At 76.4% G+C, this 16186-nt stretch carries 14 protein-coding genes and 1 pseudogene; 6 read left to right on the top strand and 9 right to left on the bottom strand.

The window, feature by feature from the left end; genetic code table 11:
* Window positions 1-35 precede the first annotated feature (35 nt).
* The 5 genes from ET471_RS14885 to ET471_RS14860 all read left to right on the top strand — a co-directional run bounded on the left by ET471_RS14885 (window position 36) and on the right by ET471_RS14860 (window position 7291).
* Window positions 36-779, top strand: a complete 744-nt coding sequence (locus ET471_RS14885; RefSeq protein ID WP_129189567.1) for a hypothetical protein — start codon at window positions 36-38, stop codon at window positions 777-779.
* On the top strand, window positions 776-2878 hold the full coding sequence (locus ET471_RS14880; RefSeq protein WP_129189565.1) for a YhgE/Pip domain-containing protein: 2103 nt from the start codon (window positions 776-778) through the stop codon (window positions 2876-2878). Before ET471_RS14885 ends, ET471_RS14880 begins: the two co-directional genes overlap by 4 nt.
* 128 nt (window positions 2879-3006) lie before the next feature.
* Window positions 3007-4932 (top strand): oxidoreductase, encoded by a 1926-nt coding sequence (locus ET471_RS14875; protein WP_129189563.1) that lies wholly within the window; start codon window positions 3007-3009, stop codon window positions 4930-4932.
* A gap of 199 nt (window positions 4933-5131) precedes the next feature.
* Window positions 5132-5773 carry a DJ-1/PfpI family protein gene (locus tag ET471_RS14865; protein WP_129189561.1) on the top strand — a complete coding sequence of 214 codons (642 nt, stop codon included), beginning with the start codon at window positions 5132-5134 and terminating at the stop codon, window positions 5771-5773.
* Between the two features lie 126 nt (window positions 5774-5899).
* A complete protein-coding gene (locus ET471_RS14860; RefSeq protein WP_129189559.1) occupies window positions 5900-7291 on the top strand; it encodes a hypothetical protein in 1392 nt (463 codons plus the stop codon).
* 164 nt (window positions 7292-7455) lie between these two features.
* Here the strand turns inward: ET471_RS14860 and ET471_RS14855 are convergent, their stop codons facing one another.
* The 4 genes from ET471_RS14855 to ET471_RS14840 form a co-directional block, all read right to left on the bottom strand.
* Complete coding sequence (locus ET471_RS14855) at window positions 7456-8376, bottom strand: RNA polymerase sigma-70 factor (protein WP_129189557.1); 921 nt, start codon at window positions 8374-8376, stop codon at window positions 7456-7458.
* Entirely contained in the window at window positions 8373-9554 is a 1182-nt protein-coding gene (locus ET471_RS14850; protein WP_129189555.1) for an NAD(P)/FAD-dependent oxidoreductase, read from the bottom strand. The genes ET471_RS14855 and ET471_RS14850 overlap by 4 nt, the downstream gene beginning before the upstream one ends.
* A 134-nt stretch (window positions 9555-9688) precedes the next feature.
* A complete protein-coding gene (locus tag ET471_RS14845; protein WP_129189553.1) occupies window positions 9689-10468 on the bottom strand; it encodes an ABC transporter permease in 780 nt (259 codons plus the stop codon).
* A complete protein-coding gene (locus ET471_RS14840; protein ID WP_129189551.1) occupies window positions 10465-11262 on the bottom strand; it encodes an ABC transporter ATP-binding protein in 798 nt (265 codons plus the stop codon). The genes ET471_RS14845 and ET471_RS14840 overlap by 4 nt, the downstream gene beginning before the upstream one ends.
* A gap of 152 nt (window positions 11263-11414) precedes the next feature.
* Here ET471_RS14840 and ET471_RS14835 point away from each other — a divergent pair, with 152 nt between their 5' ends.
* The gene (locus ET471_RS14835; RefSeq protein ID WP_129189549.1) at window positions 11415-12173 is read left to right on the top strand and encodes a TetR/AcrR family transcriptional regulator; all 759 of its coding nucleotides are present in this window, start codon (window positions 11415-11417) and stop codon (window positions 12171-12173) included.
* Window positions 12174-12176: 3 nt separating this feature from the next.
* Here ET471_RS14835 and ET471_RS14830 read toward each other — a convergent pair whose 3' ends face one another.
* From ET471_RS14830 to ET471_RS19155, 5 genes and pseudogenes are all read right to left on the bottom strand, one after another.
* Window positions 12177-13457 (bottom strand): MFS transporter, encoded by a 1281-nt coding sequence (locus ET471_RS14830; RefSeq protein WP_129189547.1) that lies wholly within the window; start codon window positions 13455-13457, stop codon window positions 12177-12179.
* A gap of 125 nt (window positions 13458-13582) precedes the next feature.
* Window positions 13583-14833 (bottom strand): M15 family metallopeptidase, encoded by a 1251-nt coding sequence (locus ET471_RS18240; RefSeq protein WP_242496311.1) that lies wholly within the window; start codon window positions 14831-14833, stop codon window positions 13583-13585.
* Window positions 14834-15077: 244 nt separating this feature from the next.
* Window positions 15078-15395 carry a DUF2249 domain-containing protein gene (locus tag ET471_RS14820; RefSeq protein WP_129189545.1) on the bottom strand — a complete coding sequence of 106 codons (318 nt, stop codon included), beginning with the start codon at window positions 15393-15395 and terminating at the stop codon, window positions 15078-15080.
* 61 nt (window positions 15396-15456) lie between these two features.
* Window positions 15457-15831, bottom strand: a complete 375-nt coding sequence (locus ET471_RS18660) for a helix-turn-helix domain-containing protein (protein WP_242496310.1) — start codon at window positions 15829-15831, stop codon at window positions 15457-15459.
* A 113-nt stretch (window positions 15832-15944) separates the two neighbouring features.
* Window positions 15945-16118 (bottom strand): annotated as a pseudogene (locus ET471_RS19155) (helix-turn-helix domain-containing protein); the annotation flags it as partial.
* Window positions 16119-16186 lie beyond the last annotated feature (68 nt).

Here is a 16186-nt window from a genome sequence, read left to right as displayed (position 1 = left end):
GTTGACCAGAGATCAACGCCCACGAACCAGGACCCATGCCTCTTCAGCTCACCGGTGTCTCCGTGGCCGGCCGCCACGGGCCGCTCCTCGAGACCTTCGACCTCTCCCTCGCCCAGGGCGAGCGCGTGCTGCTCGCCGCCGAGCCGGGCCACGGGCACACCGCGCTCGCGCTCGTCGCCGCCGGCCGCCTCGTGCCCGACGCTGGGGGAGTGCTCATGACCAGCCCGAACGCCGACGCGTCCACGCCCGCGGGTGCCGCCGCGCTGCGGGCCGCGGCCGCCGTCGTCGACGTGCCCGGCGTCGACGAGCCGGACGAGGTGCTCACCGTGGGCGCCGTCGTCGCCGAAGGGCTCGTGTGCTCCGGCCGCCACGGCCTGCCGCGGGACGTGCACGCCTGGGTCGAGGCGTTCCTCGACCGGTGGGGGAGCCGCTGGCCGGCCGCCGTCGACGCCAGGGCGCTACGGCGCCGGCGGATCGACCTGCTCCCGGCGGCCGTGCGCACCGCGCTGCTCGCCGAGCTCGCCGCCGGTGGGCCGCAGGTGCGCTACCTGGTCCTCACGCTGCCCGACCGCCACGGGGGCGACCCCGCCGACTGGTGGGCGCTCGCCGGGTCGCTCGCGGCGCGGGGCTACGGCGTCCTCGTGCTCGCGACGCCGTCGTCCGCCCGGGCGCTCGGTGCGGACGTGCCCGCCACGCGCGGGCTGCACACCCCGCCGGTCGTCGCGCTGCGCGAGACGGCCCAGCAACCCACCGCCGACCTCCTGGGAGCCCTCCGATGACCGCGCTGCGCCTCGCGCTCTCCGAGCTGCGCCGCCTGAGCTCCGGCACGCTGCCGAAGGCCGCGCTGGCCGCGATCGCGCTCATCCCCACGCTCTACGCGGGCCTGTACCTGTTCGCCAACCACGACCCGTACGGCAACCTCGGCCAGGTCCCGGCCGCCGTCGTCGTCCAGGACGCCGGGCCGCACGGACGCGAGGTCGCCGACCACCTCCTCGACGACGGCGGGTTCGGCTGGCAGGAGGTCGCCGACGCCGCGACCGCCGACCAGGGCGTGCGCGACGGCCGGTACGACGCCGCGCTCGTCCTCGGCCCGACGTTCTCCGCGGACCTCGAGTCCGCCGGCCGGCTCGAGCCCCAGCAGGCGTCCATGACCCTCGTCACCGACGACACCAACAGCTACCTCGCGCGCACCATCGCCGCGCAGGTCGTCGACAAGGTGCGCGACACGCTCGCCACGCAGGTGGGCACGCAGGCCGCCGACACGTTCCTCGCGGGCTTCGCCGACGTCCACGCCCAGCTCACGCGGGCCGCCGACGGCGCCGCCCGGCTCGCCGACGGCACGACCCGGCTCGCCGCCGGCGTCGGCCAGGCCGGCGACGGCGCGCACCAGGCGGCGTCCGGGGCGTCCCGGCTCGCCGACGGCGCCGCCCAGCTCGCCGCCGGCGCGGTCACGGCCGCCGGCGGGTCGCGCGACCTCGCCACCGGCGCGAGCCAGGCGGCGGACGGCGCCGCAGCCCTCGCCGCCGGCCTCGGCACGCTGCGCGACGGCACCGCCGCCCTGCCCGACCAGGCCCGAGCGCTCGCCGACGGCGCCGCCCAGGTCGCCGCGGGCGACGCGACGGTCGCCGGGTACGGCGACCAGGTCCGCGACGTCGCCGGGCGGGCGCTCCCCGCGCTCGACCAGGTCCGCACCGACGTCCAGGCCCGGCTCGACGCGGCCGTCGCCGCGGGCACCATCACCGCCGACCAGGCCGCCGCCCTCGAGTCGACCCTCACGCCGGTGCTCGACGCCGGCCGCGCGAAGGTCTCCGACGTCGTCGCGCAGGTGGGCGACGCGACCGGGCAGCTCGACGCGCTCGCCGCCGGGGCGCAGCAGGTCGCCGACGGCGCCGCGGCCCTCGCCGACGCCGCCCCCGCGCTCGCGGACGGCGTCCGCCAGGCCGCGGACGGCGCGGCGACGCTCGCCGGCGGCACCGCGCAGGTGCGCGACGGCGCCCGCTCGCTCGCCGACGGCGTCGGCACCCTCGCGACCGGGGCGACCACCCTCGCCGACGGCAGCGCCACGCTCCGCACCGGCACCACCGCGCTCGCCGACGGCACCGACGCCCTGCGCGCCGGCGCCGGCCAGGCCGCCGACGGGAGCGCCGCCCTGCGCGACGGCCTCACGGACGGCGCCGCCCAGGTGCCGAACCCCGACGACGCCACGCGCGCGGCCACCGCGGAGACGATCGGCGACCCCGTCGCCGTCGTCGCCGCGGCACACGACGCCGCGGGCACCTACGGCGCCGGGCTGGCCCCCTTCTTCCTGTCGCTCGCCGGGTGGATCGGCGCCTACGTCATGTTCCTCATCGTGCGACCCCTCTCCCGGCGGGCCCTCGCGGCAGGCCGGGGTGTCGCCGCGGCGGTCGGCGGGTGGCTCGTCCCCGCCGCGATCGGCGTCGTGCAGGCCGCGGCGATGTTCTCGGTGACCCGGTGGGCGCTGCACATCGACGTCGCCCACGGCCTCGGCACGGCGCTGTTCCTCGCGCTCGTCTCCGTCACGTTCGTCGCGATCGTGCAGCTGCTCAACGTGTGGCTCGGCGCCGCCGGGCAGTTCCTCGGGCTCGTGCTCATGCTCGTGCAGCTCGTCACCGCGGGCGGCACGTTCCCGTGGCAGACCATCCCGGAGCCCCTGCGCTCGGTGCACCGGTACCTGCCCATGTCGTGGTCCGTGGACGGCCTGCGGCACCTGCTCTACGGCGGGTCGCTGAGCACCGTGGGCCGCGACGCGGGGCTGCTCCTGGTGGTGCTGGTCGCGGCGCTCGCGGGCACGTCGCTGCTGGCGCGCCGCCAGCGCGTGTGGACCGCCGCGCGCCTCCAGCCCGAGCTCGTGCTCTGACGGGGTCCGCGGGATCCGCGGGACCGACCCGCGCCCTCTCGACGCCTCCCGGATGCGCGACGCGCGGCGCTGGCTAGCGTCGGTTCCAGGGTCACACCCGTCGACCCGCGAACCCCTGAGGAGATCCCATGACCGCGTCGCTGCTGTCCCCGCTCACCGTGGGGAACGTCGAGCTCAAGAACCGCATGGCCGTCGGTGCGATGGTCACGCTGTACTGCGACGACGACGGCATGCCCACCGAGCAGTACATCGCGTACCACGAGGAGCGCGCCAAGGGCGGCTTCGGCCTCATCATCACCGAGGACTACGCCGTCGACCCCGTGGGGCGGGGCTTCTACTGCGCGGGCCTGTGGAAGGACGAGCAGATCGCCCCGCACAGCGAGCTGACGCAGCGCGTGCACGCGGCCGGCGCCAAGATCTTCGCGCAGATCTACCACGCCGGCCGCCAGACGGCGTCGGCCCTCATCGGCACGCAGCCCGTCGCCACGTCGGCCGTGCCCTGTCCGGTCATGGGCCCGATCACCGGCGACGTGCCGCGCGAGCTGACCGTCCCCGAGATCGAGACGATCGTCGGCCAGTTCGGCGACACCGCCCGCCGCGCCCAGCAGGCCGGGTTCGACGGCGTCGAGGTGCACGGCGGCCACGGCTACCTGGTTGCGCAGTTCATGTCGGGCTACGGCAACAAGCGCACCGACCTCTACGGCGGCTCGCTCGAGAACCGCCTGCGGTTCCCGCTCGCGATCATCGCCGACATCAGGGCCAAGTGCGGCCCCGACTTCCCCGTCTCCTTCCGCATCTCGGGCGACGAGTTCGTCATCGGCGGCCGCGGCATCGCCGAGACGGTCGCGATCGCGCGCCGCCTCGAGGCCGCCGGCATCGACCTCATCCACGTCTCCGCCGGCACCTACGAGTCCTCGTGGGCGATCGTCCAGCCCATGTACGTCAAGCCCGGCTGGATCGCCGACTTCGCCGCGGCGGTCAAGAAGGTCGTGTCTATCCCCGTGCAGACCGTGGGCCGCGTCAACGACCCCGCTGTCGCCGACGCGATCCTCGCCGCGGGACAGGCCGACCTGGTGACGCTCGCGCGCGCGTCGCTCGCCGACCCCGAGCTCCCCAAGAAGGTGGCCGAGGGGCGCACGGACGAGATCCGCGCGTGCATCGGCTGCAACCAGGGCTGCATCACGCTGCTGTTCGGCGGCTCACCCATCCGCTGCCTCGTCAACCCGACGGTGGGCTACGAGGCCACCGACAAGGTCGTCAAGGCCGACGTCGCCAAGGACGTCCTCGTGGTCGGCGGCGGTCCCGCCGGCCTCGAGGCCGCGCGCGCCGCCGCCATGCAGGGGCACCGCGTCGTCGTCCACGAGCGCGAGAGCCAGCTGGGCGGCAACTTCCGCCTCGGCGCCGTCCCGCCGGCCAAGGGGGAGCTCGCCGTGTACATCCAGTGGCTCGGCGCCGAGCTCGCCCGCCTGGGCGCCGAGGTCCGGCTCGGCTCGGAGGTCACGGTCGAGTCGGTCGCCGCCGCGCGGCCCGACGTCGTCGTCTACGCCGCCGGTGCCAGGCACGCGCGCCCCGGGATCCCCGGCCTCGACGGGCCGAACGTCGTCGAGGCGTGCGACGTCCTGGCGGGCAAGGCCGTCACGGGGGCGCGGGTGGTCGTCGCCGGCGGCGCCGAGATCGGCTCGGAGACGGCGCTGCACCTGGCGACCGCCGGGCGCGCCGTGACCGTGGTCGACCAGCTGCCGGGCATGGCGCTGGGCGAGGGTGCCGCCCGCCGCTACTTCCTGCTGAAGGACCTGACGGAGTACGGCGTCGAGCTCGTGCCGAACGCGACGATCTCGTCGATTGGCGCGGACGGCGTCCAGGTCGAGGTCGGCGGCACAGCGCGGTTCCTGCCGTGCGACACCGTGGTGGTCGCGCTCGGCATGACGCCCGACGCCGGGCTCGCCGAGCAGCTGCGCGCCGTCGCGGACGTCCGCGTCGTCGGCGACGCCGACGAGGTCGGGGACGCGCTGCAGGCGAGCCGCAACGGGTACACCTGCGGCCTGAGCATCTGACCGGTCGGCGGCGGGGGCGGCGGGCCGAGCCCGCCGCCCCCGCCACGGCTGCGGCTTGGTCGCCGCGCCGTCGAGCCAGAGCGTGGCGGACTCGTCGCGGTGGGAGCCCTGCGCGCCCACGAGCCGCGCATCGATCGTGGGGCCGTGCGTGATGACGTGGACGAGAGCCACGGCTTGGCCGCGGCCGTACGATCGCCGCATGTCGGACCAGGTCAGGCGCGTGTCCATCGTCCTCTTCGACGGGTTCGAGCTGCTCGACGTCTTCGGGCCCGTGGAGCTGCTGAGCGTCGTCGGGGACCGCGTGCGGGTCGAGCTGGTCGGGCCGCAGGAGGGCCTCGTCCGGTCCTCGCAGGGCACGCGCGTCGAGGCGACGTCGGCGTACGCCACGGCGGAGGCGCCGGACGTCGTGCTCGTCCCCGGTGGCCGCGGGACGCGCGCGCTCGTCGAGGACGCCCCGTTCCTGGCGTGGCTCGCGGCGTGGGCCGCCCCGGCGGCGCTCGTGACCTCCGTGTGCACCGGGTCGGCCGTCCTCGCGGCCGCGGGGCTCCTCGACGGCTACCGGGCGACGTCGAACAAGGCCGCGTTCCGCTGGGCGGCGCAGCACGGCGCGGACGTGGCGTGGGTCGCCGCCGCGCGCTGGGTCGAGGACCGCGACCGGTGGACGTCGTCGGGCGTCGCAGCGGGCATGGACATGGCGCACGCGCTCCTGGCGCGCCTCCTCGGGCCCGACGCCGCCGACCTCGCCGCGACCGTCGCCGAGCTCGACGTCCACCGCGACCCCGCCTGGGACCCCTTCGCGCGCGTGCACGGCCTCGTCGACGAGCCACCCGCCGTCTCGTAGCCCGGACCGCCCCGCCGCGCACGAGCAGGAGCGGGTGAAATCTGCGGCGACGAGGGGGCGCGGATTGACCCTCCGAACGCGCAGATGGTCGTATCTGCGCTGATCACCACATACTTCGGAGGAAGAGTGACCCAGCTCGAGACGGCGGTCGGCGCGGCAGCCCCGGCGCACCCGCCTGTCCGTTACCGCGGACGGCACCTGCCCATGGTGGCCGTCGTCCTCGCCGCGACCATCGCCACCGCGCTCGCCTACAGCGGCATGGTGCTGTTCGGCCTCGAGGTGGCGCACATGACACGCCCCGAGGCGTACGCCCTGGCGGGCTTCCTCGAGGTCAGCCTCGTCGCCGTCGCCCTCATGGCCCGCAACGCCGCGCTCGAGGGCCGCCCCTACGGCGTGCTGCTCGGGCTCACCTGGATCCTGTCGGGCACGTCCGGCATGTTCGCGGCCCTCCACCAGGTGGCCGTGCCCGACGCGAACACGCCCTACATGGTCGCGTTCCGGTTCGTGCCGCCGCTCGTCGCGGCGCTCATGTGGCACCTCGCGCTCGTGGGCGAGCGCCACCTCGTCACGGGGCACACGCTCGAGGAGCGCCGCCGCGAGCACCGCGTCCACCAGTACGTCTCGTCGCTCGAGCTGTGGCGCGACGCCCGCGTCGACTCGGCCGGCGACGTCGGCGGCATGCGCAAGGTGCGTGCCGCGCACCGGCGCCAGCGCGCGGCGCGCGACACCGCGCTGCGCCTCCTGACCGTCGAGGACTTCGAGGGCCGCATGCAGGTGTGGGTCGAGCGCCTGGAGGCCGCCGAGAAGCACGGCAGCCGCCTGGACCTCATCGGTGCCAGCTCGGCCAAGCGCGGCGTCGGCCGCGGCGTCGAGGTGCCGCGCGCGGCGCGCGCCGCGGTCGCCCCGCTGCGCGAGCTCGCGGCCGAGGCGGACACACTCGCCACCGAGGCGGACACCCTCGCGGCCGAGGCGGGCACGCCGCTCGCCCCGTCCGGTGTCGCCGCCCCGTCCGGTGTCGCCGTCCCGTCGCGGAACGCCGTCGCCGCGCCGGTCGCCGTCGGTCCGGACGGCGGCGCTGCGGGCCACGACACCGCGGGCCACGACACCGACGCCGACGACGTCGCCTCGCCCGAGGCCGCCACGGCCGAGCCGTTCGCCGAGGCTCTCCAGGAGGCCCTCGATGCCGCGCCGCAGGCGGGGGACGTCGCGCCGCACGCCGTCGACGTCGTTGCCCCGGCGGCCGCCGACGAGCCCGCCCCGGCGCGCACCGGCGGCGTGGCCGCTCCGGACGCCGCCGGACCGGCCGCCCCGGCGCCCGCCGTCGTTCCCGCAGCCTCGGCGGAGGTCGACGAGCCCGCCGGGGCCGCCGAGCTCGTCGGCCTCCGCGAGCCCCTTCCCGAGACCGGCCACACGCGCCGCGTCGAGCTGTTCGACCGGCTCGGCAGCGTGGACACGGCGACCGACCGCCGGTCGGCGTTCTTCGCCTCCCACCAGCCCGCGAGGTCCACGCAGGACTGACCGCACGCGGCGCGGGGCCGCCGGCCGCCGCCTCGTCGGGGTGACCCACCCGCTCAGCCGCACGCACCCGAGCGCGATGCACGGGCGGTCCGTCGGCTGCACCTGCCGCTGACGGGCGTGGCCGACGGCCACGGCGCGGACGGCACGCGGCCGCCCCGGGCCGCTCACCGCCGTCGCGCCCGCATGGCCTCCTTCATGAGGCTGACGCCGTCCGCGACCGGCCCCAGGTGACCGAGCTTGTCCGGGTTGGTCACGCTGCGGATGGTCTGGACCCGCCCGTCGACGACGTCGATCGTCATGGTGCCGCCCACGCGGCCGTCGTCGGCGCGCAGGATCGCGCCCGGCTGGCCGTTGAGCTCGTGCGCCTCCAGGAGCCCGCCCACCCGGACGAGCAGCGGGCCCATCGTGGCGAGGATCCGGGCAACGTTGTCGAGCCCGGCGAACTGGCCCTTGCCCCACAGGGGGCCCTTGCCGCCGCCGTCGGCGACCATCTGGACGTCGGCGGCGAGCAGCTCGCGCAGCGCGTCGACGTCGCCGTGCTCGAGGGCGTCGAAGAACCGCCGGGCGAGCTCGTCGCGCTCGCGGCGGTCGGCCTCGAAGCGCGGCCGGTTCTCGGCCATGTGCCGCCGTGCGCGGGCGGCGAGCTGCCGGCACGCGGCCTCGGACCGGTCGACGGCGGCGGCGACGTCGTCGAACCCGAAGCCGAACACCTCCCGCAGCACGAACACGGCCCGCTCGAGCGGCGTGAGCCGTTCGAGCAGGACGAGCGCCGCGGTGGACAGCGAGTCGGCGAGCTCGGCGGCCCGCTCCGGCTCGGAGTACGGGTCTTGGAGCAGCGGCTCGGGGAACCACGGGCCGGGGTACTGCTCGCGCCGCACGCGGGCGGACCGCAGGACGTCGATGGCGACGCGCGTGACCACCGTGGACAGGTACGACTTGGGCGAGACCGGGTCGATGCCCGACGCGTCCCACCGCAGCCACGTCTCCTGCACGGCGTCCTCGGCCTCGCCGACGCTGCCGAGCAGCCGGTAGGCGATCGAGAACAGCAGCGGTCGGAGCTCCTCGAACTGCTCGGCGCGCGTCATGCGACCACTCTCGCGCCCGCGGCGTCGTGCGTCACGGGGTGCGCGAGCGAGCGTGCCCGCGCCCGCGACGCGGGGAACCACGTCGACCCGGGCCTGCGGGCCTCGCGCGCGAGCGACTCGACCACCTGCACGCACACGAGCTCCTTGAGGCGCCCGCCCGTGCGGCCGCCGAGGTAGGCGCCGACGGCGACGTCGTTCGTGTGCGCGAGCTGGAACGTCGCGGTGGCGCGGCCGAGGCCGACGCACATCCCGACGAACGGGTTGGCGAGGTCCCTCGCCGGCTCGCCCGCGAGACGGTGCAGCACGGTGTCGGCGGCGTGCATGCCGAGCGGGATCGCGGCCTGGCAGCTCATGGGCTCCGGCACACCCGACGGCGAGACGGCGTCGCCGGCGCCCACGACGCGCGGGTCGTCGACGCTCGTGAGCGTCTCGTCGGTGAGGAGGCGGCCGGCGTCGTCGACGGCGAGGCCGCTGCGGCGGGCGAGGTCGCTCGCCTCGAACCCCGCGGCCCACACGGTGACGCCGCTGGGGAGGCGCCGCCCGTCGGCGAGCACGACGGCGTCGGCCTCGACGCGGGCGACGTCCGCGCCCGCGAGCACGGTGACGCCAAGCTCCGCGAGGCGGCGGGCGACGGACCGGCGGGCGGGGTCGCGCAGGTACGGTCCCAGGTGCCCGCCGCACACGAGCGTGACCGCGTGCCCGGTCTCGGCGAGCTCGGCGGCCGCCTCGATGCCGGTGGGCCCGCCGCCGACGACGACCACAGGGACGTCGCCACGCCGGCCGAGCGTCGCGTGCAGGCGCGTGGCGGCCTCGAAGGTGGAGATCGGGAACGCGTGCTCGGCGACGCCGGGGACGCCGCCGTCGCTGCCGCGGCTGCCGACGGCGTAGACGAGGTAGTCGTAGGGGAGCGTGGCCCCGTCCGTGAGGGCGACGGTGCGCGCGGCGGCGTCGATGCGGTCGGCCTCGCCGACCTCGACGCGCACGGCGTCCGCCAGGACGTGCGCGAGCTCCTGCGCGGCGGGGTGCGTGCCGGCGGCGAGCTGGTGCAGGCGGATGCGCTCGACGAAGTGCGGGCGCGGGTTGACGAGGGTGACGGCGACGTCGGGGCGCCGGGTGAGGCGGTTGGCCGCCATGACGCCGGCGTAGCCGCCGCCGAGGACCAGGACCTGGGTGGGCATGCGAGGCTCCTTCCGGGTGCGCGGCGCGGGATCGCGCCTCTGGTCACGTGACGAGACGGCAGCGCGTCGTGTGACATCCGCGTGACGAGGGGCGCCCGCCGGCCTGAGCCGGCGGACGCCCCCCTCACGAGCCGTCAGCTGCGCCGGGTCAGCGCCCGCCCCGCGCCCAGCAGCGCGACCGCCGTCCAGGCCGCGAGCACGATCGTCGAGCGCAGCGGCATCGCGAACGTGTCGCTCATGAGCGTCGAGCGCATGAGGTCGGCCATGGGCTCGAGCGGCAGCCAGGCGTGCGCCGCGGCGAGCCACCCGGGCATGCGGTCGGCGGGGAACGAGATGGGCGAGAACAGCAGCACCAGGAACACGATCACCTGGGTGAGCAGCTGCGCGACGGCCGGCGGCAGCACGGTCGCCATGGAGTACCCGACCGTCGCGGCGACGAGGGAGACGAGCGGTGCCGCGACGACGACCCAGGGCGAGACCGACAGGTCGACGTCGAAGCGCCAGGCGCCCGCGAGCACACCGAGCACGGTGCCCGGCAGGGCGACGAGCGACCAGACGAGCAGGTCGGCGGCGAGGAAGACCCAGCGCGGCACGGGCAGGGTGCGCATCCACGCGTAGGAGCCCTCGGTGCGGGCCTGGGCGACCTGCTGGGGTGCCATGACGAGCCCGACCATGATGAGCGTGACGGTCGCCGCGCCCGTCGCGAGGAACGCGGCGGCCTCGGGCGGCGGCGTGCCGACGAGCAGGCCGTAGCCGAACACCGTGGTGACCGAGAGCAGGACCTGCACGACGACGAGGAGCGGGAGCCAGTTCGCCATGCGGCGGGCCTGCCACTGGACGACGAGCCCGAGCTGCCGCGCGGTCGCGGCGCGGCCCGTGCCGGCGAGGGTGGGGGAGATGGTCGACGTGGTCATGCGGCGGCCCTCGCGGTGCTCGACGGGACGGTGGCGGCCTGCCCGGGGGGCGGCTCGTGCCCGACGAGGCGGATGTAGACGTCCTCGAGCGTGTCGCCCGGGTGGGCGGCGACCAGCGCGGCGGGCGTGCCGTGCGCGACGACGCGCCCGGCGTCGAGGAGGACGACGTCGTCGACGACGTGCTCGGCCTCGTGGATGTTGTGGGTGACGAGCAGGATGCCGGCGCTGGCGTCGGCGATGCGGCGGATCTCCGCCCACAGCAGGCGGCGGCGCACGGGGTCGACGTCGTTGGTGGGCTCGTCGAGCACGACGAGGCGGCCGGGGGCGACGGCGGCCATGGCGAACGCCGTGAGGCGTGCGACGCCGCCGGAGACCTTCTCGGCCGACCTGTCGGCCCAGGGCTGGAGGTCGAGGGCCGTGAGCAGCTCGTCGGCACGGCGCAGCGCGTCGGCCTTGCGCAGGCCGCGGATGCGGCCCACGAGCGCGATCGCCGTGCGCGGGGTCAGACCCGTGATCGGCACGTTGGCCTGGGCCTGGACGGAGGCCAGGGCACGGGCCCGGGCGGGGTCGGCGACGGCGTCGACGCCGTCGAGGACGACGGTGCCCGCGTCGGGGAGGGTGAGGCCCACCACCTGGTTGACCAGGGTGGACTTGCCGGCGCCGTTGTGGCCGAGCAGGCAGACCACCTGGCCGGCGTGCACGGTCAGGTCGACGGCGTCGTTGGCCTGGACGGCTCCGGGTCCGGAGCCGAAGCGCTTGCTCAGGCCCGTCACGACGAGGACGTCGTTGGTCATCTTTCGCTCCTGGGACGTGTCGGCGAGCGGATACCGCTCGGTATGAACTGAACAGTACGGATGCGACGCTACACCGGTGGCCACCATGGCGCATACCGATCGGTTTGTACTTCGCCCGGCTCGTCGTACCGATCGGCATGTAGCCTCCTCGTATGAGCGACACCGACGACCTGCGCGCCGCGTCCCGCGCCCTCAAGGACGCCATCTCGGGCCTGAGCCGCGCCCTCGGGCAGGGCCTCGCCGACGTCGGCGCCGACGTCGGGCGCGAGATCGCCACCGAGCTCAACGACGCCGCCGCGGAGCTGTCGCGCGAGCTCGCGGGCGCGTCCGGTGCCGCCCGGGCGCGCCGCGCGGCCCGCACCACCAAGGCCGAGCAGACCCGGGCCGACCTGCTCGGGGCCGCGAGGTCGGTGTTCGCCGAGCACGGCTACGAGGCCGCCTCCGTCGCCGACCTCGCCAAGGCCGCCGGCTACACCAAGGGCGCCCTCTACGCGCACTTCTCCTCGAAGGAGGAGCTCTTCGTCACGCTCGTCCGCGAGGCCAACGACGCCAGCGAGTCCGGTCTCGAGGACCCGACCCTGCCGCTGGGCGAGCCGGGCCCCGGCGAGCACGGGCTCGCCGACGTCATGCTCTCCCTCGAGGCGTACCTCTACGCCCTGCGGCACCCCGAGGCGCGGCCGGCGTTCGTGCCCATGGCCGAGAAGTCGCTCCGCAACCTCGCCGGGCGCGTGCGGTACCTGCGTGCCGGGACCGTCGGCGAGCCCACGCGCGACGACCTCGACACCGCGATGGCGCTCGCGGCGTGCTGGACGGTGGGCGGGATCATGGAGCAGCTCCTGCCGCCCGCGTGGGACGTCGCCGGGGCGCTCGACCGCATCGGCGAGCGGCTGGCCGGCGACGCCCCGGCCTGACCGTCAGCGCGCGCCGGCGGGCGCGGGCCGGCGGCGCGCGGCGTCCGCGCGGGAGGGGCGGGCCGCGGCGGTCGGGCGACGGGTCACCGGCGGGAGCGGCCGCGCCGCGCGGGCCGCGACCATCGCGATCACCACGGGGGCCGCGACGACGGCCAGCGCCCCGCGGTAGCCGAGGTGCGCGGCGACGACGCCGATGACGCCCGGGCCGATGACGTACGCCGTGTACCCGATCGTCGAGACGACCGAGACGCGCATCGCGGCCTTGTACGGGTCGTCGGACGCTGCCGAGACGCCGAGCGGGAAGCCGAGGGCCGCGCCCATGCCCCACAGGACGGAGCCGGCCATGGCGAGGGGCAGCCAGGGCGCGAACGTGAAGAGCGCGAGGCCCGCGAGCACCGCGCCCGCGCACAGGCGCAGCGTCGCGACCCGGCCGAGGCGCCCCACCAGCGACGACCCGGCCAGGCGCATCACGAGCATCGAGCCGTAGAACAGGGCGACGCCCGTCGCGGCGACCGACTCCGACGTCTGGAACCCCGAGACGAGCGCGAGGCCCGTCCAGTCGCTCGCGGAGCCCTCCGCGAGCGCCGCGCCGAGGATCACGAGGCCGATCATGAGGGTGCGCGGCTCGCGCCACGCCGCCAGCGCCCCGCGCACGGTGCTGCCGCGCCGCGGTGCCGGGGCGCCGGCCTCGCCCGCGGCGTCGAGCAGCGGGAGGAAGGCGCGCGCGCTGAGGACGCCCGTGACGACGGCGACGGTGGCCGACAGGCCGAGGTGCGCGAACAGCGGCAGCCCGGTCGCGGCGATGAGCGCGCCGACGACGGAGCCCGTCACCATGCCGAGGGACTCGCCCGCCTGGAAGCGGGACATCGCGGGGTAGCCGAGGCGGCGCTCGACCGAGGCGCCCTCGAGGCTCGTCGCGGCGTTCCAGGTGCCCTCGCCGATGCCGGCCGCGAACAGGCCGGCCACCGCGAGCGGGGCGCTGCCGAGCGCCACGGCCAGCGCGAGGGTCAGGTGCCCGAGGCCCGCGACGACGGACGCGGACGCGGCCGACCGGCGGGCGCCGAGCCGGGCCGCGACGGTGCCCGACAGGGGCAGCGCGAGCACGGAGCCGAGCGACCACAGCAGGAGCACCATGCCCATCTGCGTGCTGGTCAGGCCGAGCCCCGCACGCACGGCCGGGAGCCGCGAGGCGAGGGTGCCGATGGCGAAGCCCGCGGCCGCGTAGGCGGCGAAGACGGACCAGGCGGCGCGGGTGACCCGCGCCTTCGTCTCGTCAGGCTGCATGCGCCCATTCTCGGCAGGCGGGTGGGTGTCCGGCCGCGGGTCGTCGCCGATGGCGGTGCCCCGTGGCGCGGCGCTCGACGGTTCGTCGGTCGCCGGGGGTCTCGTGACCGGCGGGGGCCGTCGCCTCAGGAGGCGACGGTGACGGGCACGCCCTCGAACTCCCAGTGCCACGGCTCCGGCTTGGAGCCGTTCTGGCGGGCCCAGGGCGGCAGCTCCCAGCCGAACTTCGGCGCGTTCTCCCGCATCCAGCGGTGCGTCGCGGTGCCGAAGCGGTTGATGCCGGAGCCGAGGTCGACGGCGATGCCCCAGCCGTGCAGCGACGTGCCGGGGGTGGCCGCCAGGTGCCCGCGGTTGCGCCGCGCGGCGAGCTGCCCCTCGAAGGAGCGGTACGAGTCGGTGATCGAGATGTCGTGGCCGAACCGCGCGCGGAACGCGATGTTGAGGCGCTCGAACTGGGCGGCGGCGTCGGGGCGGAGGCGGTGGCGCGGGGCCCACGAGAGGCTCGTGAGGGCGTACGCCGGCAGGCGGCCGTTGGAGTGGCCCTCCGTGACGGTGGAGAGCGAGCGCAAGCGCTCCGCGTCGGCGACGCCGAGGGCGACCTGCTCGTCGAGCACGCCGGTGGGCGTCAGGGCCGCCGGGGCCACCTCGACGGACGCGGGCGTCGCGGCGGCGAGCACGGTCTCCAGGTCGGACGCGGCGCGCTCGAGGGCGTACGCGACGACCTCGGCGTCCACGGCGGGGTCGTCGACCTCCGCGCCGAGGCTCTCGGCCGCGGCGTCGATCGCTGCGTCGACGGCCGCGACGAGCTCGGGGTCGTCCGTGGCCTCGGCCTCGTGGCCGTCGACCGTCTCGGCGCGGCGGATCAGCTCGAGCACGACGGCGGAGGCGCCGAGCACCTCCTCGCGCAGCGCGGGCGTGGTGCGTGCCTCGGTGGCGACGAGCTCGGAGGCCCTCGTGATGGTCTCGCCGGCGAGGTCGCGGGCCAGGACCGTGGGGGTTGCGGAGCCGGCGTCGGCGTCCGCGGACCCGGCCGTGACGAGGTAGGCGGGGCCGCGGTCGCCCGACCGGCTGGCGGCGGAGACCCGCTCGCCGACGACGAGGATGCCGTCGTCGGCCTGCGTGGCGTCGTCCCGGGGTTCGGGCGCGGAGGCGGCCTGGTCGATGGTGACGCCCGCGAGCAGGATGGCGGAGGTGACCGCGGCGACCGAGCCGGTGTGCATCGCGCGGCGGCGCAGCGCGCGGCGGCGGCGCTCGGCGGCGCGCACGGCGAGGCGGCGCTCGGAGCGGGTGCCCAGGTCGTCGCCGGCGGCACGCGGGGCCGGGAGCGGCCTGACGGGGTGGTGCACCGAGGACCGGCTCGGGTACTGCTGGGGCATGGCGGGGCCTCGTGACGGCGATGGGGACTCGTCGAGGGTAGGAGCGCCCGAAGGTCACGGAACGGCAACGGCGTCGTGTGCACGCTGCGGTGGCTGGTGAGGTCCGTCTCGGCCGCAGACCCGCTCGGAGACGGACAGCGCCCCCCGGGTGGGGGGCGCTGCCCGCCTAGCCTGAAGGCGCAGCGGTGTCACAACGTCGTGATGCCGCACGCGTCACCCGTCGCCGTCCGACGGGTCCCGCGGATCAGGCGGTCCGGCGGGTGATGCGCACCTGCCACTCCACCGGTCCCTCGACGAGGAACTCGGTCTCGATGGGCGCCCGCTGCGAGAGCTGGGCGAGCATCGGCAGCGGAGCGTGCGGCGCGATGATGACGAGCGAGTCGCCGGGACGGATCTGGTCGAAGGCGCCGAACACGGCTCCGTGGCGGACGGCGTGCGGGATGGTGCGCACGTCGAGCACGGGGGTCTCGGCGGCGTGCTCGCCGCAGCCGCACGCACCTCCGGACGTGGGGTCGCCGCCGGCGGCGGGTGCGGACCTCAGGATCTCGACGGACTCGCTCACGGTGTGCTCCTTGGTGTCACCGACGGGGTCGACCCCCGAATAAGCCGGATGCTACTCCGACTTAATGGGTGTGCGCACCGGCGCCCCGGAGGAGTACGACGCACAGGTTCGGCTCGACGAACGGCCGCAGACCCACCCGGATGGCGTCGCCGTCGCGGGCGCGGGCGGCGAGGCGCTCGGCGAGCCCGAGGTGCACCTGGCACACCACCTGCGGGTGGGCCTCGGCCGCCGCGCGGAACGGGCACGTGCGCAGGGCGACGTCGTCGCCGGCGCGCTCCGGGCCGAACCCGAGCCGGGCGAACGCGTCGGTGACCGCGGTGCGGGCGTCGCCCCGGGGGGAGGGCAGCCGGTCGGCCCAGCGGCGTCCCGCGGCCCGCGCGGCGTCGGGTCCGGCGGGGTCCGGCGAGGCGAGGGCCTCGGCGAGCGCGCCGACCATCTCCGCGCGCGCCGCGTCGACGCCGGGACCGGGGGAGCGGAGTCCGCGAGGACGTAGTGCACGGCGGGCCGCCCGCGGCGGGCGACCCGCCGGGTCTCGCGCGCGACGAGCCCGGCCTCCTCGAGCAGGTCGAGGTGGAACCGGACGGTGGTCACGTGGAGCCCGAGCTCGGCGGCGAGGGACTGCGCGGTGGGCGCGTCGACCGCGGCGCGCAGCACGTCGAGCATCCGCAGGCGCACGGGCGATGCGAGCGCCGTGTGGACGCTGGGGGGCGTGTCCTCCGTCATAGTTAGAAACTACCAGGCTCCGTTATATTCGCCCCGACGTTCCGGCGACGTGCGACGAGAGGACTGTG

The sequence above is a fragment of the Xylanimonas protaetiae genome (genome assembly GCF_004135385.1).
Classification (GTDB): domain Bacteria; phylum Actinomycetota; class Actinomycetes; order Actinomycetales; family Cellulomonadaceae; genus Xylanimonas; species Xylanimonas protaetiae.
The sequence above is the reverse complement of the archived record's forward strand: the minus strand, read 5'-3'. Positions and strand labels throughout refer to the sequence as shown.

Bases quoted from the DNA above. Each gene is read 5' to 3' on its own strand.
- ET471_RS14885 (WP_129189567.1), top strand. From the start codon at position 36: ATGCCTCTTCAGCTCACCGGTGTCTCCGTGGCCGGCCGCCACGGGCCG.
- ET471_RS14880 (WP_129189565.1), top strand. From the start codon at position 776: ATGACCGCGCTGCGCCTCGCGCTCTCCGAGCTGCGCCGCCTGAGCTCC.
- ET471_RS14875 (WP_129189563.1), top strand. From the start codon at position 3,007: ATGACCGCGTCGCTGCTGTCCCCGCTCACCGTGGGGAACGTCGAGCTC.
- ET471_RS14865 (WP_129189561.1), top strand. From the start codon at position 5,132: ATGTCGGACCAGGTCAGGCGCGTGTCCATCGTCCTCTTCGACGGGTTC.
- ET471_RS14855 (WP_129189557.1), bottom strand. From the start codon at position 8,376: ATGACGCGCGCCGAGCAGTTCGAGGAGCTCCGACCGCTGCTGTTCTCG.
- ET471_RS14850 (WP_129189555.1), bottom strand. From the start codon at position 9,554: ATGCCCACCCAGGTCCTGGTCCTCGGCGGCGGCTACGCCGGCGTCATG.
- ET471_RS14845 (WP_129189553.1), bottom strand. From the start codon at position 10,468: ATGACCACGTCGACCATCTCCCCCACCCTCGCCGGCACGGGCCGCGCC.
- ET471_RS14840 (WP_129189551.1), bottom strand. From the start codon at position 11,262: ATGACCAACGACGTCCTCGTCGTGACGGGCCTGAGCAAGCGCTTCGGC.
- ET471_RS14835 (WP_129189549.1), top strand. From the start codon at position 11,415: ATGAGCGACACCGACGACCTGCGCGCCGCGTCCCGCGCCCTCAAGGAC.
- ET471_RS14830 (WP_129189547.1), bottom strand. From the start codon at position 13,457: ATGCAGCCTGACGAGACGAAGGCGCGGGTCACCCGCGCCGCCTGGTCC.
- ET471_RS18240 (WP_242496311.1), bottom strand. From the start codon at position 14,833: ATGCCCCAGCAGTACCCGAGCCGGTCCTCGGTGCACCACCCCGTCAGG.
- ET471_RS18660 (WP_242496310.1), bottom strand. From the start codon at position 15,831: ATGGTCGGCGCGCTCGCCGAGGCCCTCGCCTCGCCGGACCCCGCCGGA.